We start from the raw sequence: 18,058 nt of genomic DNA on the forward strand, positions 1-18,058 counted from the left end.
CACGGGGTCACTCCTTCGCGCGTTTCTGGGCCTGGCGCGCCTCGAGCGCCGCCAGTTGCTCGGGCGTTGCCTCGCCCTGGTAGTGCGCCTTCCATTCGCTGTAGGGCATGCCGTAGACGTGAGCCCGGGCGGCCTCGAGGTCGAGGGTTTCACCGCGCGCCTCGGCGGCGCTCACCAGCCACTTGGAGAGGCAGTTGCGACAGAAGTCCGCCAGGATCATCAGATCGATGTTCTGGACATCCTTGTTGTCGTCGAGATGGGCGAGAAGCCGGCGAAAGGCGGCGGCCTCGAGTTCGGTGCGGGTCGTCTGGTCAAATTCATCGAACGCTTGCATGATGGCTCCTTGAGCGGATGATGTTCGCCAGCATAGCAAAGACGCCCTTTAAAATAGCAAAGACGCCCTTTAAAAACGCCGCGGCGATTGCGAACATGGCACTTCGCACGGCGCGTCGAGTCCAAATGCGTGCACCGCCCCACTCACTCCCGGCGAAGGTACTCTCATGATCGCGAAGGATGAACTGACCGGCCTGGTCCTGGCCGGCGGCGAAGGCCGCCGCATGGGCGGGCGTGACAAGGGGCTCGATCCTTTCGAGGGCGCGCCGCTGTTTACCCATGCGCTTGACCGCCTCGAAGGCCGGGTCAGTGAAGTGTTGATCAGCGCCAACCGCAATGCGGACGCTTACGCGCTGTTCGGCCACCGTGTAATCGGTGACCTCGAGCCCGGCTTTCAAGGGCCACTCATGGGCATCCTGAGCGGTCTCGAGGTGGCTATCACGCCGTGGCTGGTCGTTCTGCCCTGCGATACGCCGCTGCTGCCGGACGACGTGGTCGAGCGCCTGGTGGCCGGCATCGGCACGGCGCGCATCGGCGTTGCCTTCGACGGCGAGCGTCGGCACCCGACGGTCGCGCTGATCGACACGTCGCTTGCCGACGACCTGCGCGCTTTTCTGGCCAGCGGCGAGCGCAAGCTCACGCGCTGGTACGACCGTCATGCGAACTGTGATGTCGACATGGCGCACGCGCCCGGCGCCTTCGTCAATCTCAACGACGAAGCGCACAAGCAGCGCCTGGAGCTCGATCGCGCCGCGCGGCGCGCAAGGCCGAGCCAATGACGCGCGGTGCCGAGCAAGGCATTGCTCTGAGCGTCGACGAGGCCCGCACGGCGCTCGCGCGCCTGGTGAGCCGGGACGTGGGCAGCGAGACCCTCGACTTGGCAGACGCCCACGGTCGCACGCTGGCCACCGCCGTCGAGGCGCCTTTCGATGTGCCGCGCTACGCCAACGCCGCGCTGGACGGCATCGCCCTGGCTTGGCCCGAGGGCGCTCCTCGCCGCTGGTCGATTGCCGGGAGCGTATTCGCCGGCGACGCCTTCACCGGCGAGATCGGCGCCGACGCCTGTGTACGCATCACCACCGGCGCGCCACTGCCCACCGGCACCGATACCGTGATTGCCCGTGAGCAGTTCGAGGAGCGCGACGGGTACGTTCTGCTCACAGCACCAGCGCAAGTGACGAAGGGTCAAAACGTACGCCAGGCCGGCGAGGAACTCGCCGCCGGCGCTGTGGTGCTAGGCGCAGGCGCGTACCTTGACGCCGCTGCCCTCGGGCTTCTCGCCTCGCTCGGTTTTGCCCGGGTGAGCGTGATCAAGCGCCCGGTGGTGGCGCTTTTTTCCACCGGCAATGAAGTCATCGCCCCCGGCGAGGCGTTGCCTTCTGCCGGAGTGTTCGATGCCAACCGCTTTGCGCTGATGGGGCTTCTTCGCGAGCACGACGCCTGCGTGCTCGACCTGGGCATCCTGCCCGACGAGTCCTCGGCAATCGAGGCGGCACTGGCCGGGGCCGCCGCGCGAAGTGATCTGGTGCTGACCAGCGCCGGCGTCTCTGCCGGCGAGCGCGACTTCACCCGCGCCGCACTCGACGCCCTGGGCCAACTGGCCTTCTGGCGCGTGGCGCTGCGCCCGGGGCGACCGCTCGCCGCAGGGCTTCTAGGCGAGCGCCGCACCCCCTTCGTGGGCCTGCCGGGGAACCCGGTGGCGGCCATGGTGGCCTTTCACCAGTTCGTAGCACCACTGCTTGCGCGCCTGCAAGGCCTGCCCTCCGCCGCGCCGGTGCGGCTGGCGGCGGTGCTCGAGACGCCGATCCAGGGTCGTCGCCAGCGCACCGATCTGCTTCGCGGCGTCTACCGCTGCGACGCGCAGGGCCGGCTTCACGTACGAATCACCGGGGCCCAGGGCTCGGGTATGCTAACCTCCATGGTGGCGGCCAACTGCCTGATCGAGCTTGGCGACAATCAGGGGGCCGCCGCTGCGGGCGAGATCGTGTCGATCCAGCCGCTCGCCGCGCCGCAACCGCCCGCAACGCCGCCCTCCACCGACCTATCGAGATGGCCATGACCGAGCAACTGATCGACCCCATTGGCCGCCGCGTCAACTACGTACGGATATCGGTCACCGACCGCTGCGACTTCCGCTGTGTCTACTGCATGAGCGAGGAGATGACGTTTCTGCCCCGCGCCCAGGTGCTCACCCTCGAGGAGATCGCCACCATCGCCCGCGCCTTCACCGAGCTCGGCGTCGAGAAAATCCGCCTGACCGGGGGCGAGCCGCTGGTGCGCGCCAACATCACCCAACTGGTCGACGAGATCGGCGCCCTGGGACTTGCCGACTTCACCATGACCACCAACGGCGCGAGCCTCAGAAAGCACGCCCGGCGCCTCAAGGAGGGCGGGCTCACCCGGCTCAACGTGAGCCTGGATTCGCTCGACCCGGCGCGCTTCAAGGCGCTGACCCGCACCGGTGATCTGGACAAGGTGATCGACGGCATCCGCGCCGCCAAGGAGGCGGGCTTTTCGCGCATCAAGCTCAACGCGGTGATTTTGAAAGGGCGCAACGACGACGAGGTGCTGGACCTGGTCGAGTTCGCTCGCCGCGAAGGGCTCGACTTGAGCTTCATCGAGGAGATGCCGCTGGGCGACGTGTCGGATCACTCCCGCGCCGAGACCTTCTTCTCCAGCGACGACGTCAAGGCGCTGATCGAGGCGCGCTACGCGCTGACGCCCAGTGCCGTGACCACGCCGGGCCCGTCGCGCTACTTCAGCATGAGCGACAGCGACAGCCGGATCGGCTTCATCTCGCCGCACAGCCACAACTTCTGCGACAGCTGCAACCGCGTGCGGGTGACCGTCGAGGGGCGGCTTCTGCTGTGTCTGGGCAACGAGCACTCAGTGGACCTGCGCGCGGTGATTCGCCGTCACCCCGGCGACATGGCAAGGCTCAAGCAGGCGATCATCGATGCGCTGCCGCTCAAGCCCGAGCGCCACCACTTCACCACCGACGGTGACGTCCAGGTGGTGCGCTTCATGAACATGACCGGAGGCTAGTTTTTGTCACCAGCGCGCACTCCCACCCACGTCGTGACCGGGTTTCTCGGCAGCGGCAAGACCACACTCATCCACAGCCTGATCGCCCAGAAGCCTGGGGACGAAACCTGGGCGGTGCTGGTCAACGAATTCGGTCAGATCGGCATCGACCAGGCGATGTTCGAGGAACGCGATGACGTCGTGGTCAAGGGGCTACCCGGGGGATGCCTGTGCTGCCAGCTGGCCTTCGTGCTGCAGGCGGGGCTTGTCAACCTGATCGCCCGCGCCCGGCCCGATCGACTGATCATCGAGCCGTCGGGGCTCGGACATCCGGCGGGGCTTCTCGATCTGCTGCGTGGTGAGACCTTTCGTGAGGCGCTCGAGGTGCGTGACATCGTCGTCGCCCTCGACCCGCGCCGGCTCGACGAGCCGAAAGTGCGCGAGCATGAGACCTTCAACGACCAGCTGGCGGTGGCCGACGCGGTGGTGCTCACCCAGCTAGAACACGCGAGCAGCGACCAGCGTGCCCGCGCCCACACCTTTCTCGAGACGCGCTGGCCGCGCCCGAAGTGGGTGCACGAGGCCGAACGCAAGACACTCCCGCTGACCCTGCTCGAAGACGGCGGCGAGGCGCCGTTCAAGGCACTCGAGCGGCCCGCGGCACATCGCAGGTTAGCGGCGCCGCCGTCGCTCGAGGGCAGCTTCTTCGATCCCGCGCCACGCCCGGGGACGCCCCGCTGCGAAACCGCAAGCTCGCTGGGCTACACCTCCACGGGGCTGCGCTGGCACCCCGACGACCGCTTCGATCTCGACCTGCTCGCCCAGCTTCTTTCCGCGCTGCCGAGGGCGGCCCGGGCGAAAGGGGTCTTTCACACCCGCGACGGCTGGAAGCGGCTCAACCGCGCCGAGGGCGCGCTGAGCGTCGAGGCGAGCACCTGGCGCCAGGATTCGCGCCTCGAGATCATCCTGCCCGATGCCCAGACGAGCGCGGATGGCCACGCCTCGCTTCTCGAGCGACTGCGCCCACTCGAATAGCCCGCCGACTCAAGTCAGGACCTGCTCCTCGAACAGCGCCACCGGTACGGGGCGGCCGAACAGGTAGCCCTGGTAGGCAAGGCAGCCGTGGGCGCGCAGCCACTCGTACTGGGCGCGCATCTCAACACCTTCGGCGATCACCTCGAGGCTCAGGCTCTCGGCCAGCGCAATGGTACTCTCGACGATGGCGGCGTTGGCGTCGCTGGTCAGCACCTGCTGGACGAAGGACTGGTCGATCTTGAGCTGATCAAGCGGCAGCTTCGCAAGATAGGCCAGCGACGAGTAGCCGGTGCCGAAGTCGTCCAGCGAGAAGCGCACGCCTCGGCGCTTCAGGCGCAGCATGGTCTCGCGCACGTTCTCCGGCGCCTCGACGAACAGTGACTCGGTGACTTCGAGCTTAAGCTTCGTAAGCGGCGCCTGGACGCGCGCGAAGACGCTCTCCACCCGCTCGACGAAGCCCGCTTCGCGAAATTGCACCGGGCTGATGTTGACGGAAATGGTCAACCGGCCAAGTCTCGGATGCGTCGACCATGCAAGCAGCTGATGGCAAGCCTGCTCGAGGATCCATTCGCCGACCTCGGTGATCAGCCCACTGCTCTCGAGAAGCGGTATGAATTCGTCCGGCGAGACGAGGCCGTGCTCGGCGTGGTGCCAACGCAGCAGCGCCTCCACGCCGGTCAGCTCGCCATGGGCATCGACCTGGGGCTGATAGTGAAGCTCCCACTGCTTGAAGATCACCGCCTGGCGCAAATCCGCCTCCAGACGCACTCGGGCGAGCAGTTGCGCCTGCATGTGCGGGTTGAAAAAACGCAGCACCTGGCGCCCGCTCGCCTTGGCCTGGGAGAGGGCCATGTCCGCCTGCTGGAGGTAGTCGTCGACGCTGAGCTGGTCACTGGCGATCATCGTCACGCCGGCGCTGACAGTGATCGTCACCAGGTCGTCGTTGAGCCGCAAAGGCTCGTTGAGCGAGGCGAGCAGCTTGCCGGCGATGCCTTCGGCGAGCTGGTGGGTCTGGGCGAGGCTACTGTGCACGCCTTCGATCAACACGGCGAACTCATCGCCGCCGAGCCGGGCCAAGGTATCGGTATCGCGCAGCATGCGCGACAGCCGCCGCGCCACGCTCTGCAGCAGCTGGTCGCCAGCGTGGTAGCCCAGGGTATCGTTGATCTCCTTGAAGTGATCGATGTCGAACAGCATCAGCGCGCCGTAGCGCGGGTAGCGGTTGAGCTCCTTGAGCGCCGCCTCGACGCGGTCCAGGAACAGGCGGCGGTTGGTCAGCCCGGTGAGCGGATCGTAGAACGCCAGTTGATGGATCTCCTGCTCGGCAGCCTTGCGCTCGCTGATGTCGCTGATGGTGGCGACGTAGTGGCTCAGCCGCCCGCTCTCGTCGCGAATGGCACTGATGGTGATCCACTCAGGAAACAGCTCGCCGTTCTTGCGCTTGTTCCAGATCTCGCCTTCCCAGTTGCCGGTGCTGTTCACCCGCCGCCACATCTCGCGGTAGAACGCCGCGCCGTGATGGTCGGAGCTGAACATGCGCGGGTTCTTGCCGATCATCTCGGCGTCGCTATAGCCGGTGATGCGCTTGAAGGTATCGTTGGTCTTGAGGATCGTGCCGCGGGCATCGGTGATCAGGACGCCCAGGTGGGTCTGGAACGCCGCCGCGGCGATGCGCAGCTCCGCCTGGAGCTTCTTGTCCTCGGTCACATCGCGCACCACCGAGAGCACGCCGCTGAAGGCCTGGGTGGCATCGGTCAAGGGGCTCACCGTGGCGTGAAAATGCCTCGGCCCGCCGTCGAGGAGCAGCGTGTACTCGACGATCTCTACGTCGCCCAGGCGGCGTACCCGGTCGAAGATCGTGGTGAACGTGCGGGTGAGCGCGTCGGGCAGAATATCGGAGAAATGCGCGCCCAGCGCCTTGTGTGGGTCGATCAAGAGCTGGTGACGGTGCAGGGCGTGGATATAGCGAAAACGTCCCTGCTCGTCGAACACGAAGATCAAGTCCTGCAACGAGTTTACCAGTGCGTCAAGACGCGACTCGCGCTCCTGAGCGTGGGCGCGGGCGATTTCGCGCTCCTCGATGCGCTGCTGCAAAAGCCGCGACAGCGTCAGGCGGTTCAGGTAGTGGCGCAGCCCCCATGCGCCGAGCAGCGCCATCACCACCAGGATGATCAGAAGCGCCAGGGTGCGCTCGCGCCAGCCCTCGAGCACGCTGTTGATATCCAGCCCCACTACCGCGTACACCGGATAGTCGTCGACGCGGCGCAAATGATAGAGGCGCTCGCGCCCGTCGATCTGCGAGCGCATCTCGAACGTGTGGTCGCTTCCTCCATCGAGCGTGCCCTGGCTTTCGGCGAGCTCGAGGCGCTGCCCGAGCTGGAAAGACACAACGGGTCGCGAGTGGCGGGCGATCACCTGCTGGTCCATGTCGATCAGGGTAATGCTTTCGCCTTCGTTCATGCTCAACCGGGCCAGCGCATTGTCGAAGATCTCGGGGCGGATGCGCGATACGGCCATACCGGCGAAGCCGCCCTGTGCGTCTTCCAGGCGTCGCGCGTTGTAGAGATAGAATAGGTCGTTCTTCGGCGAGCGCTGGAGCGTGGTGATCACCCGATTCACGCCGCCTTGGGCGAAGCTTTCGAACAGCTCGGTGTCGCGGTAGGATTCACCCGCATACTCGGCATTGCTGCCCATCACCACGCGACCGCTGTTGTCGAGCAAGCCCAATTCGTCGATGGAGTCAACGTGGCGAGTCAGGTGATTCAAGGCGCGCGCCAGCGCCGCGTTGTCGGCATCGACGCCGCCGCTGAGCTCGATCATCTCGGAAAGACTGAACAGCGCCTGCTCGCTCTGGCCGAGCACGCCCTGGGTCCACTGGATCATGACGCTGGCCCGCGCTTCCATGCGCGCCACGGCGGTCTCGATCTCCTTGTCGCGCTGATCCCAGGAGAGCCAGCAGAACACGCCGGCCACGGCGAGCAGCGCACCGACATAGAGCCCGATGGCACGATGGCGAGACGTCGTCAGGGAAGCCTGGTCATCGCGGGGGGAGTGACCCGATAAAGCGGACATTCTGCGTAGGCCTTCTTCCGATGGTGTTGCAAACCGCCGAGTCAGCGGTCCGCATCGTGGGCATCCTCGGCCAGAACGCATGGTGCCGACCGAGCGCGGCATGGTAGTTTGAGCATGGTAGTTTGATGCACGCCGATCCTGAGCCACGAATGATCTGTTAAAAAGGGTCATCTTGTACAGCGCGAGGTAGCCATGGCATCGCTTGGCCAGATGAGCGACTACGAGATTCGCTTGATCCGGGTGTTCAATACCGTGGTCGAGTGCGGTGGCTTCACCGCTGCCGAAACCACGCTCGGCATCAGCCGTTCGGCGATCAGCCAGCACATGGGCGACCTGGAGCGCCGCGTGGGTTTCTCGCTTTGCCGGCGCGGCCGTGGCGGCTTCAGCCTCACCGAGGAGGGCAAGGCACTCTATCAGGCGGGCCTTGCGCTGCTGAGCGCCCTGGAGACGTTCAGAAGCGACGTCAACGCGCTGCACCACACCATCAAGGGCGAGCTCAACATCGGCATCACCGACAACCTCGTCACCCTGCCGGCCATGAACGTCACCCATGCGCTGGGAGAGCTGGCCGCGCGGCATGACGAGGTGAGCGTCAATATCCACATGGACCCGTCGGATGCGGTAATCCGCAAGGTGATGGACGGCCACCTGCACGTCGGCGTGGTGCCCTCGGTGAACCTGCCCACGAGCCTCGAGGCGCATTGGCTCTACGACGAACCCTCCTCGCTCTACTGCGGTGCGGGCCACGCGCTGTTCGAGCAGGCCGATTTACCGCTCGACGCAAAAGCGCTCGCCCGGACCCCGGCGGTCGCCCCTCGCTACCCGCTGCCGCTACAGGCCCGCCATGCCCACGACACTCTTATGCTGCACGCCTCGGCGTCCGACCGGGAGGGCGCGGCGTTTCTGATCCTGACCGGGCGCTACATCGGCTTTCTGCCCGATCACGTCGCCGCCCAGTGGGTGGCGGCGGGCAAGATGCGCGCGCTTGATGTCGAGCGCTCCGGCTACAGGATTCCCTTCGTGCTGATCGCGCGTCGCGACCGGCGCCCCAACCGGGTGGTCGATGCCTTCCTGGCCCTCATCGACGGCGAGCGCGAAGAAAAAGCGCCTTCAAGAAATAGTTGAGCATTAACCCAAGGCATGGGGGCGTCAAAGATGCTAGGGTAAGTTCATAAGCAGCATAACAAGTGACACCGTGACCGTACCCGCAAGCACGCGACTCGATCCCACAGGCGCCAAGGCCCGGCGCCGGCGTTTCGAGCGCGGCTTGACCCTCGAGGTGAGACCATGACGATTCAAGTGACCCGACGCGGGTTTTTCAAGCTGGGGGCGGCGGGGCTCGCCACCTCCAGCATGGCGATGATGGGATTCGCGCCGGAAGCGGCGGCCTCCTCCATCCGCCCTTTCAAGCTGACCCACACCAAGGAAACGCGCAACATCTGCACCTACTGCTCGGTGGGCTGTGGGGTGTTGATCTACAGCCGCGGTGACGAGGCCAAGAACGCCCACCAGCAGATCATCCACATCGAAGGCGACCCGGACCACCCGGTCAGCCGCGGAGCGCTCTGTCCGAAAGGCGCGGGGCTTCTGGACTACGTCAAAAGCCCTTCGCGCCTGAAGTTCCCCGAGGTGCGCGAGCCCGGCACCAACGAGTGGAAGCGCATCTCCTGGGAAGAGGCCAACGAGCGCATCGCCCGCCACATCAAGGCGGACCGCGACGAGAACTTCGTTGCAACCGATAGCGAGGGCCGCACGGTCAACCGCTGGACGACCACCGGCTTTCTCGCCGCCTCGGCTTCCTCCAACGAGGCGGGCTATCTGACCCACAAGTTCGTCACCAGCCTCGGGATGCTGGCCTTCGACAACCAGGCGCGCGTTTGACACGGACCAACGGTGGCAGGTCTTGCCCCAACATTTGGTCGCGGTGCGATGACGAACCACTGGGTCGATATCCGCAATGCCGACGTCATTCTGGTCATGGGTGGCAATGCCGCCGAGGCGCACCCGGTCGGGTTTCGCTGGGTCACCGAGGCGAAGGAGCACAATAACGCTCAATTGATGGTAGTGGACCCGCGCTTCACGCGGACCGCCTCGGTCGCGGACTTCTACGCGCCGATTCGTACCGGTACCGACATCGCCTTTCTCGGCGGTTTGATTCGCTATCTGATCGATACCGATCAGATCCAGCGCGAGTACGTGCTCAACTACACCGACGCCGCGCTGTTGGTGGATGAGGGCTTCGGCTTCGAGGACGGGCTGTTCGACAACTACGATGCCGAGAGCCGCTCCTACGACAAGGAGCACTGGGTCTACCAGACCGACGAGGACGGTTTCGCGCTCAGAGACGATACCCTCGAGAACCCGCGCTGCGTCTATCGCCTTCTGCGCGCGCACTTCGATGCCTACACGCCGGACATGGTCTCCTCGATCTGCGGCACGCCCGTGGACAAGATCATGCGGGTATGGGAGACGCTGGCGAGCACCGCAACGCCGGATCGCACCACCACGCTCTTGTACGCGCTCGGCTGGACCCAGCACTCGCTGGGCTCGCAGATCATCCGCACCGCCGGCATGGTCCAGCTCTTGCTGGGCAATATCGGCCTTCGCGGCGGCGGTGTGAATGCCCTTCGTGGGCACTCCAACATCCAGGGGCTGACCGATCTCGGCCTGCTTTCGAACCAGCTGACCGGCTACATCGCGGCACCGGTGGACGACGAGCAGGACCTGGACACCTTTCTGACCGCGCGGCGGCGGGCACCGCTGCAGCCGGGCCAGGTCTCCTACTGGCAAAATGCCGACGCGTTCTTCGTGAGTCTCATGAAGGCCTGGTACGGCGACAATGCCCGCGCGCACAACCAGTGGTGCTACGACTGGCTGCCCAAGCTCGACAAGCCGCTCTACGACATCCTCGACACCTTCGAGCGGATGTCGAAAGGCGAGATCTACGGCTACTTCTGCCAGGGCTTCAACCCGCTGGCGGCGATTCCCAACAAGGCGAAGGTATCGCGCTCGCTTGCCAAGCTCAGGTACCTGGTGTCGATCGACCCGCTCAACACCGAAACCGCCGAGTTCTGGCGCAACGCCGGCGAGTACAACGACGTCGACCCGAGCGAGATCCAGACCGAGGTGTTCCGCCTGCCGGCGCTGTCGTTCGCCGAGGACGAAGGCTCAACGGTCAACAGTGCCCGCTGGCTGCAGTGGCACTATGCCGCCGCCTCGGGCCCCGGCGAGGCGCGCGCAGACACCCACATTCTGGGGGCGCTGTTCACCCGCGTACGCGAACTCTACGCCCGCGACGGCGGCGCCTTTCCGGACCCGATTCTGGGAATGGCCTGGAATTACAAACAGCCCGACGAACCGTCGCCGGAAGAGCTCGCCCGGGAGTACAACGGCCGCGCGATAAGCGACGTTTACCTCGATGGGCAGTTGGTGCGGCGCATGGGCGAACAGCTCGCGGGCTTCGGCGAGCTGCGCGACGACGGCTCTACCGCCTCCGGCTGCTGGATCTTCGCCGGGTCCTGGACCGAGGCCGGCAACCAGATGGCCAACCGCGACAACGCCGACCCCTACGGCATCGGTCAGACGCTCGGCTGGGCCTGGTCGTGGCCCGCCAACCGGCGGATTCTCTACAACCGCGCCTCGGCCAAGCTCGACGGAACGCCCTGGTCCGAGCGCAAGTCGCTCGTATGGTGGGACAGCGTTCAACGGCGCTGGACCGGCGCGGACATTCCGGATTTTCCGGTGGACTCGGCGCCGACCCGCGGGCAGATGCCGTTCATCATGAACCCGGAGGGCGTAGGCAAGCTGTTCGCAAGCCAGGGCATGGCGGAAGGTCCCTTCCCCACCCACTACGAGCCGCTGGAGAGCCCGGTGCCGGAGGGCAACCTGCTCTTCCCGCGCAACGACAAGGTGCGCTACAACCCGGCGGCGCGGGTCTTCGCTCAGGATCTGGAGATGATGGGTACCTGGGAGGAGTACCCGTATGCGGCGACCACCTACCGGCTGACCGAGCACTTCCACTACTGGACCAAGCACGTGCACCTGAACGCCATCGTCCAGCCCGAGCAGTTCGTCGAGATCGGCGAGGCCTTGGGTAATGAGCTCGGCATCAAGGAGGGCGACTGGGTGCGGGTGTCCTCGAAGCGCGGCTACATTCGCGCCGTGGCGGTGGTCACCAAGCGCATCAAGGCGATCACCGTGGGCGATCGTATCGTCCATCAGGTAGGCATTCCGATCCACTGGGGCTTTCTGGGTCTGGCGCGCAAGGGCTTTCTGGCCAACACCCTCACGCCCTTCGTGGGCGATGCCAACACCCAGACGCCGGAATTCAAGTCCTTTCTGGTCAACGTCGAGAAGGACACCTCAGGAGGCAGGACATGAGCAACCCGCAAAATATCCTGCGCCGTTCCGCCACGACCACGACGCCCCCCCAGGGGCGTCACGAGGTCGAGCCCGTGGCCAAGCTGATCGACGTCAGCCGCTGCATCGGCTGCAAGGCGTGTCAGGTCGCCTGCATGGAGTGGAACGATGTGCGCGACGAGGTCGGCATCAACGGCGGCACCTACAACAACCCGACGGATCTCACCGAGAACTCTTGGACGGTGATGCGCTTCACCGAGCACGAGAACGAGCAGGGCGATCTGGAGTGGCTGATCCGCAAGGATGGCTGCATGCACTGCGCCGACCCGGGTTGCCTCACCGCCTGCCCGGCGCCGGGGGCAATCGTGCAGTACGCCAACGGCATCGTCGACTTCGACTCGGACAAGTGCATCGGCTGCGGCTACTGCGTCACCGGCTGCCCCTTCGACATCCCGCGGATCTCCGAGCGCGACAGCAAGTCCTACAAGTGCACGCTCTGCTCGGATCGGGTCTCGGTGGGTCTCGAGCCCGCCTGCGTGAAGACCTGCCCGACCGGCTGCATCGAGTTCGGCTCCAAGGCGGACATGATCACCCGGGCTGAACAGCGCGTGACGGAACTCAAGGGGCGCGGCTTCGCTGAGGCCGGCCTCTACGATCCCGCCGGAGTCGGCGGCACCCATGTGATGTACGTGCTTCATCACGCCGACAAGCCGGACCTCTACGCGGGGCTTCCGGAAAACCCGAGCATCTCGCCCTTCGTCAGTGCCTGGAAGGGGCCGGCCAAGCCGATCATGAGCGCGATCATCGGTATCACGGCGTTCGCCGGCTTCATGCACTACCTCACCAAGGGGCCGAAGGACGAGCCGCTCGACGAAGAGGTGTTCGGCCCGGAAGGTGAGGACGCCTACCTGCGTGAGCACACACTCAGCGCGCCGGAGACCGAGCCTCACGAGCCCGGCAGGAGAAGCGACCATGAACCGCGATGACGAAAAGCGTAACCGGCTGGGCCAGCGCATGATGCTGCGCTACCCGACCTCGACCCGCATCAACCACTGGACGATGGCGTTGAGCTTCATCCTGCTGGCGCTTTCGGGGCTAGCCTTCTTCCACCCGCCGTTCTTCTTTCTCTCCCACACCTTGGGGGGGCCGGTGTGGGCGCGCATCCTGCACCCGTTCATCGGCGTGTTGTTCTTTCTACTCTTCGCGCTGATGGCGGTGAGCCACGCAGGCAACAACCTGCCGATCCGAAACGACGTGCGCTGGATGAAGCAGATCAAGGACGTGCTCGCCAATCGCGACGAGAAAGTACCGCCGATCGGCAAGTACAACCCGGGCCAGAAGCTGGTGTTCTGGCTGCTGGTACTCTGCGTGCCGACGCTCTTGATCACCGGCGTGTTGATGTGGCGTCCCTGGTTCGCCGGCTACTTCCCGGTCACGGTGGTGCGTATCGCAAGCCTTCTGCACGCGCTGGCGGCCTTCGGGGCGATCGTCACCATCGTGATCCACATCTACGCGGCGATCTGGGTCAAGGGCTCGTTTGGCGCCATGATTCGCGGCTTCGTCACCCACGCCTGGGCCAAGCATCACCACCCGCTCTGGTACGATGACACCATCAAACGCGAGCGGCCGCGCCCTGACGCAAAGACGCCCATCAAGCGTGACGACCCCGTTGCCTGATCGCACACACGACACCACGGGGCGCCTTCGGGCGCCCCGTTTCGCAGGAGCGCCCATGAGCGACATATCCGATACGCTGCACGACCCCAAACCGCCCCGTCACGGCGAGCCGCCGCTGGTCGTGGCGCCGGAGTCGCGCCTTTTTGCCACGCGGGCGAGTCGCTTTGCCGAACTCGAGACGCGCTTTGTCGACATGGCGCCCTTTCTGGCCTTCAATGCTCATCTCGCTCGCGCCCAGCACCGCACGTTGAAGGATCAGGCGGGCCCGACCTTCGCGGCGCAAAGCTTTCAGGTCGCGCTTGAGCACGGCTTTCCACCGCTCGCCCCCTCGGCGCTGCTCGAGACACTGACGTGGCGCGAGGATCTCGACGCCCTGCGCCAGACGCTCGACGCCGCCCTGGCCGCCGATGGCGAGCGCTTTGCAGCGCAGCGCCACTTGCTCTCACAGCTCGAAAGCCTTCCCGAAGAGACGCTCGACTCGATCGTCGGCGCGATCATCGGACAACAAGGCGTGCCGGCACAGGCGCGGGCCGTGGCGCCTTTGGTGGGCGCGGCGCTGCAGGTGAGCTGGACGCGCCAGGCCCATGCACTGGCGGCGCGGCTCACGCGCCCGCAAGGTGCCGCCCAAGGACTTTGCCCCTGCTGCGGCATGCCGCCGGTGGCTTCTATCGTGCAGCTTGGCCGCCACCGCTCGCGGGTGCGCTATCTGGTGTGCGGGCTGTGCGCTACCCAGTGGTATCTCGAGCGCACGCGCTGCAGCCACTGCTTCGATGCCGAAAAGCTCGACTACATCGGCGCGGAAGGGCCGGACGGCAAACGGGCGCTGCCGATTCGCGCCGAGAGTTGCGGCGCCTGTCACGCAAGCGTTAAGTTAATGGATCGCGAATGGGAGGCGGATACCGACCCCTTCGCTGACGATATCGCAACGCTTGGCCTGGACATGCTGCTCGAAGAGCAGGGCTATGTTCGTGCCGGTTTCAATCCGCTGCTCGCGTTTGCCGGCGAGCCGACGTGACGAAAGCCAAGCTTACGAGCCCGGACACCGCTCGACACGGACAGACGCCTGACGACATGACTGATATCGCATCCCCGCAAGGCGCCACGGACTGGCGCCGTACCCTTCCTGCCGTCGACCGGCTGCTGCAGCACCCGGCACTTCGCGACCTTGAAAGCCGTCACGGCCGCCGCGTTGTCACCCGCATGGCGCGCGACACCCTCGACGCGCTGCGCGCCACCCCGCTGGACGCTCCCCCCAACGAGACGTCGATCGTCGACGCGCTGCGCGAACGGCTCGACGCCTTCGTGAGCCCCAATGCCCGGGCGGTGTTCAACCTCACCGGTACGGTGATCCACACCAACCTGGGCCGCGCGCTGCTCTCGGAACCCGCCATCGACGCCATGGCTCGGGTGGCGCGCAACCCGGTGGCGCTGGAGTACGATCTGGCCACCGGCGGGCGCGGCGACCGCGACGACCTGATCGAGGCGCTTCTGTGCGAGCTGACCGGCGCCGAGGCCGCCACCGTGGTCAACAACAACGCCGCTGCCGTGGTGCTCACCCTGGGCGCGCTCGGCGCCGGGCATGAGGCGATCGTCTCCCGCGGCGAGCTGATCGAGATCGGCGGCGCCTTTCGCATGCCGGACATCATGGCTGCCGCCGGCTGCCGGCTGCGCGAGGTAGGCACCACCAACCGAACCCACCCGCGCGATTACCGCGAGGCGATCGGTGACGACACCGGGCTTCTGGTCAAGGTGCACACCTCCAACTACGCCGTCGAGGGGTTCACCACCGCCGTGAACGAGGCCGAGCTTGCGCGCATCGCACACGAGGCCGAGCTTCCGCTGGTGGTAGACCTGGGCAGCGGCGCGCTGGTGGATCTAGCCCGTTTTGGCCTGCCTTACGAAACCCAGCCCCATGAGGCGATTGCCGCCGGCGCCGACGTGGTCACCTTCAGCGGCGACAAGCTGCTCGGCGGGCCCCAGGCCGGCATCATCGTCGGCAAGCGCGCCTATATCGAGCGCATCAAGCGCCACCCGCTCAAGCGCGCGCTGCGCCTGGACAAGCTGGTACTGGCTGCGCTCGAGACCACGCTCAAACATTACCGTGACGACGACCGCCCGGACCAGACCCTGCCCACGCTGCGCCTGCTGACCCGCGAGGCCGATGACATCCAGGCCGCCGGCGAGCGCGTGCTGGCCGGGATCACCACGCTGCCCGCCGGGCGTACCGCGCGGCTACAAGCGTGCATGAGCCAGCTCGGCAGCGGCTCGCTGCCGGTGGACCGGCTGCCGAGCGTGGCGCTGGTGCTGGACGTGGACTCGCCCCGGCGCGAGGTGCGCGAGCGCGCGCTGCGCGAACTCGAACGCGCCTTTCGCAAGCTTCCCCGGCCGATCATCGGGCGGGTCAAGGAAGGCGCGCTGTGGCTCGACCTGCGCTGCCTGATGCAGGGTGACGAAGCGCTGCTGGCCACACAGATCACCCGCGCCCTGCACGCCGCCGAGACGCCAACATGATTCTCGCCACCGCCGGTCACGTCGACCACGGCAAGACCACGCTGCTCCACGCTCTGACCGGCGTGGATGCCGATACGCTCAAGGAGGAGAAGAGCCGGGGGCTGACCATCGAGCCCGGCTTCATCTACCCCACGACCGAAAGCGGCGCCGAGCTCGGTTTCATCGACGTGCCCGGCCACGAGCGCTTCATCCACAACATGCTCTCGGGCGTGGCCGGCGTCGATGGGGCACTTCTGATCATCGCCTGCGACGATGGCGTGATGCCCCAGACCCGCGAGCACCTGGCGATCCTGACGCTGCTGTCGATTCCCGTGGTGGCCGTGGTGCTGACCAAGACCGACCTGGTGGATAGCGAGCGGCGTGCCGCCTGCGAGCGCGAGGCACAGGCCCTGGTCGGCGAGGTGGCTATGTTCAGCGTCTGCGCCCGCGCCGGCACGGGTATCGAGGCGCTCTCGAACTGGCTCGACGCGCGCGCCGCCGACTGGCAGGCTCGCCCCGCTCCGGGGCGCTTTCGTCACGCCATCGACCGGGTGTTCACCAAGAAGGGTGCCGGGCTCGTGGTCACCGGCACGGTGGTCGATGGGGTCGTCGAACGCGGCCAGTCGCTGTGGCTCTTGCCCCGGGGCGAGCGGGTTCGCGTGCGCGGATTGCGACGCCAGAACCGCGAGGCCGAGCACGCTCAACGGGGAGATCGCTGCGCGCTCAACCTCGCCGGGGTCGAGTGCGAGATCAAGCGTGGCGACTGGCTGATCGACGCCCCGGCGCCGCTGCCCGCGAGCCAGCGTCTCGACGTTGCGCTCCATCTTCTGCCCACGCTCGATCGCGACGCGCTGCACTGGATGCCGGTGCATATCCATATGGGCGCGGCGCACCTGACCGGCCGGCTCGGCCTGCTCGAGGCGCCCACCCTCGCCCCCGGCGGCCGGGCGCTCGCCCAGCTGACCCTGGACGCCCCGCAGCACGCCTGCTGCGGCGACCGCTTCGTGATTCGCTCCCAAGGCGCCGACGAGACCCTCGGCGGCGGGCGCGTGCTCGACCCCTACCCGCCACGGCGAGGCGCGCGCCGACCGCCGCGGCTGGCGTACCTGGCAACGTTGCAGCAAGCGCTCGAAAACGGCGCCAGCGAGCGCCAGAACGGCTTCGCCGCCACGCTCGAAACCCTTGCCGAACGCCAGCCAGACGGCCTCTCCCTGGTGGAGCTCTCCGCTACCCTGAACCGCTCGGTCGAAACCCTCGAGGAGCAGGCCCGCGCCCGGGGCCTGACGCTGATTCGCGCCGGCACCGAGCACCGCGCTTTCGCTCCCGTGCATCTCGACGCGCTGGCCAACGTGCTCGACGAGGCGCTGGCACAATATCATCTGGAAGCGCCCGCCGAGGTGGGCATGGAGCGCGATCGCCTGCGACGCGTCGTGGCGCCGAAGTGGAACGTCGGGGTGTTCCGCGAGTGGCTCGACACGCTGGTTTCGGCCGGGCATGTCATCGCCCAGGGCCCGTTCATCAAGCGTCCTTCCCACGAGGCACGCCTGGACGAGGCGCTGGAGACGCTTTCACAGACATTGCTGCCGCTGCTTGATGAGCGCTTCGACCCACCGCGGGTGCGCGATATCGCAACCGACCGGCAGCTCGACGAGCCTCGGGTGCGCGAGGTGCTGTTCGCCAACGCTCGGCTCGGCCGGCTTTTCCAGGTGCGCAAGGATCACTTCTACCCTACCGATACCCTGGCCCGCCTGGGCGAGATCATCGAGGCACTCGCCCGGGAGCACGGCTGCGTACGCGCCGCCGACTACCGCGACCGCACCCAGGTGGGGCGCAAGCTCGCCATCGCTCAGCTCGAATTCTTCGACCGGGTGGGCTACACCCGCCGGGTACATGATGCCCGCCAGCTGCGCCGCCCTGGCATGTGGGGTTAAAAGCGGTTAGGCTCTGGTGGCAAGCAACAAGGAGGAGGATCGCTCCCCGGTGGGACGACCGGACTTCAACTCCGCGTAGGGGCTGCCAGGCAGCCCCTGGTGAGTTCGACTCTCACCCTCCTCCGCCACCTTTGGAT

The 18,058-nt window shown here is 66.5% G+C and carries 14 protein-coding genes and 1 tRNA gene; 13 read left to right on the top strand and 2 right to left on the bottom strand.

Annotation, left to right across the window (positions count from 1 at the left end; genetic code table 11):
• Positions 1-7: 7 nt before the first annotated feature.
• Complete coding sequence (locus tag GEV37_RS03880; RefSeq protein WP_227388869.1) at positions 8-334, bottom strand: DUF1244 domain-containing protein; 327 nt, start codon at positions 332-334, stop codon at positions 8-10.
• A 166-nt stretch (positions 335-500) separates the two neighbouring features.
• Here GEV37_RS03880 and mobA point away from each other — a divergent pair, with 166 nt between their 5' ends.
• From mobA to GEV37_RS03900, 4 genes are read left to right on the top strand one after another with little or no spacing between them, the layout of a single operon-like run.
• On the top strand, positions 501-1,112 hold the full coding sequence (gene mobA / locus GEV37_RS03885) for a molybdenum cofactor guanylyltransferase MobA (protein ID WP_227388870.1): 612 nt from the start codon (positions 501-503) through the stop codon (positions 1,110-1,112).
• The gene (gene moeA / locus GEV37_RS03890; RefSeq protein ID WP_227388872.1) at positions 1,109-2,392 is read left to right on the top strand and encodes a molybdopterin molybdotransferase MoeA; all 1,284 of its coding nucleotides are present in this window, start codon (positions 1,109-1,111) and stop codon (positions 2,390-2,392) included. The genes mobA and moeA overlap by 4 nt, the downstream gene beginning before the upstream one ends.
• Positions 2,389-3,378 (top strand): GTP 3',8-cyclase MoaA, encoded by a 990-nt coding sequence (moaA, locus tag GEV37_RS03895; RefSeq protein WP_227388873.1) that lies wholly within the window; start codon positions 2,389-2,391, stop codon positions 3,376-3,378. The genes moeA and moaA overlap by 4 nt, the downstream gene beginning before the upstream one ends.
• Before the next feature lie 3 nt (positions 3,379-3,381).
• On the top strand, positions 3,382-4,392 hold the full coding sequence (locus GEV37_RS03900; protein WP_227388874.1) for a CobW family GTP-binding protein: 1,011 nt from the start codon (positions 3,382-3,384) through the stop codon (positions 4,390-4,392).
• Between the two features lie 9 nt (positions 4,393-4,401).
• On the opposite strand, the gene GEV37_RS03905 is transcribed toward GEV37_RS03900, so the two are convergent.
• On the bottom strand, positions 4,402-7,464 hold the full coding sequence (locus GEV37_RS03905; RefSeq protein WP_227388875.1) for a bifunctional diguanylate cyclase/phosphodiesterase: 3,063 nt from the start codon (positions 7,462-7,464) through the stop codon (positions 4,402-4,404).
• A 192-nt stretch (positions 7,465-7,656) separates the two neighbouring features.
• On the opposite strand from GEV37_RS03905, the gene GEV37_RS03910 reads away from it, so the two are divergent.
• The 9 genes from GEV37_RS03910 (at position 7,657) to GEV37_RS03950 (ending at position 18,049) form a co-directional block, all read left to right on the top strand.
• Positions 7,657-8,589: a LysR family transcriptional regulator gene (locus GEV37_RS03910; RefSeq protein WP_227388877.1), complete on the top strand. Its 933-nt coding sequence runs from the start codon at positions 7,657-7,659 to the stop codon at positions 8,587-8,589.
• 162 nt (positions 8,590-8,751) lie between these two features.
• Positions 8,752-9,345: a molybdopterin-dependent oxidoreductase gene (locus GEV37_RS17120; protein WP_227388878.1), complete on the top strand. Its 594-nt coding sequence runs from the start codon at positions 8,752-8,754 to the stop codon at positions 9,343-9,345.
• 12 nt (positions 9,346-9,357) lie between these two features.
• Entirely contained in the window at positions 9,358-11,844 is a 2,487-nt protein-coding gene (fdnG, locus tag GEV37_RS03920) for a formate dehydrogenase-N subunit alpha (protein ID WP_227388882.1), read from the top strand.
• Positions 11,841-12,809, top strand: coding sequence for a formate dehydrogenase subunit beta (gene fdxH, locus GEV37_RS03925; RefSeq protein WP_227388883.1), 969 nt, complete (start codon positions 11,841-11,843; stop codon positions 12,807-12,809). Before fdnG ends, fdxH begins: the two co-directional genes overlap by 4 nt.
• Positions 12,796-13,500 (top strand): formate dehydrogenase subunit gamma, encoded by a 705-nt coding sequence (locus GEV37_RS03930; RefSeq protein WP_227388884.1) that lies wholly within the window; start codon positions 12,796-12,798, stop codon positions 13,498-13,500. The genes fdxH and GEV37_RS03930 overlap by 14 nt, the downstream gene beginning before the upstream one ends.
• Before the next feature lie 55 nt (positions 13,501-13,555).
• On the top strand, positions 13,556-14,515 hold the full coding sequence (gene fdhE, locus GEV37_RS03935) for a formate dehydrogenase accessory protein FdhE (RefSeq protein WP_227388885.1): 960 nt from the start codon (positions 13,556-13,558) through the stop codon (positions 14,513-14,515).
• A gap of 56 nt (positions 14,516-14,571) precedes the next feature.
• Positions 14,572-16,011, top strand: coding sequence for an L-seryl-tRNA(Sec) selenium transferase (gene selA / locus GEV37_RS03940; RefSeq protein ID WP_227388886.1), 1,440 nt, complete (start codon positions 14,572-14,574; stop codon positions 16,009-16,011).
• On the top strand, positions 16,008-17,921 hold the full coding sequence (selB, locus tag GEV37_RS03945) for a selenocysteine-specific translation elongation factor (protein ID WP_227388887.1): 1,914 nt from the start codon (positions 16,008-16,010) through the stop codon (positions 17,919-17,921). The genes selA and selB overlap by 4 nt, the downstream gene beginning before the upstream one ends.
• Positions 17,922-17,951: 30 nt before the next feature.
• Positions 17,952-18,049 (top strand) — tRNA-Sec (locus tag GEV37_RS03950).
• The last annotated feature ends 9 nt before the right edge of the window (positions 18,050-18,058 follow it).

Source organism: Vreelandella malpeensis (assembly GCF_020622355.1).
GTDB classification, from domain to species: Bacteria; Pseudomonadota; Gammaproteobacteria; order Pseudomonadales; family Halomonadaceae; genus Vreelandella; species Vreelandella malpeensis.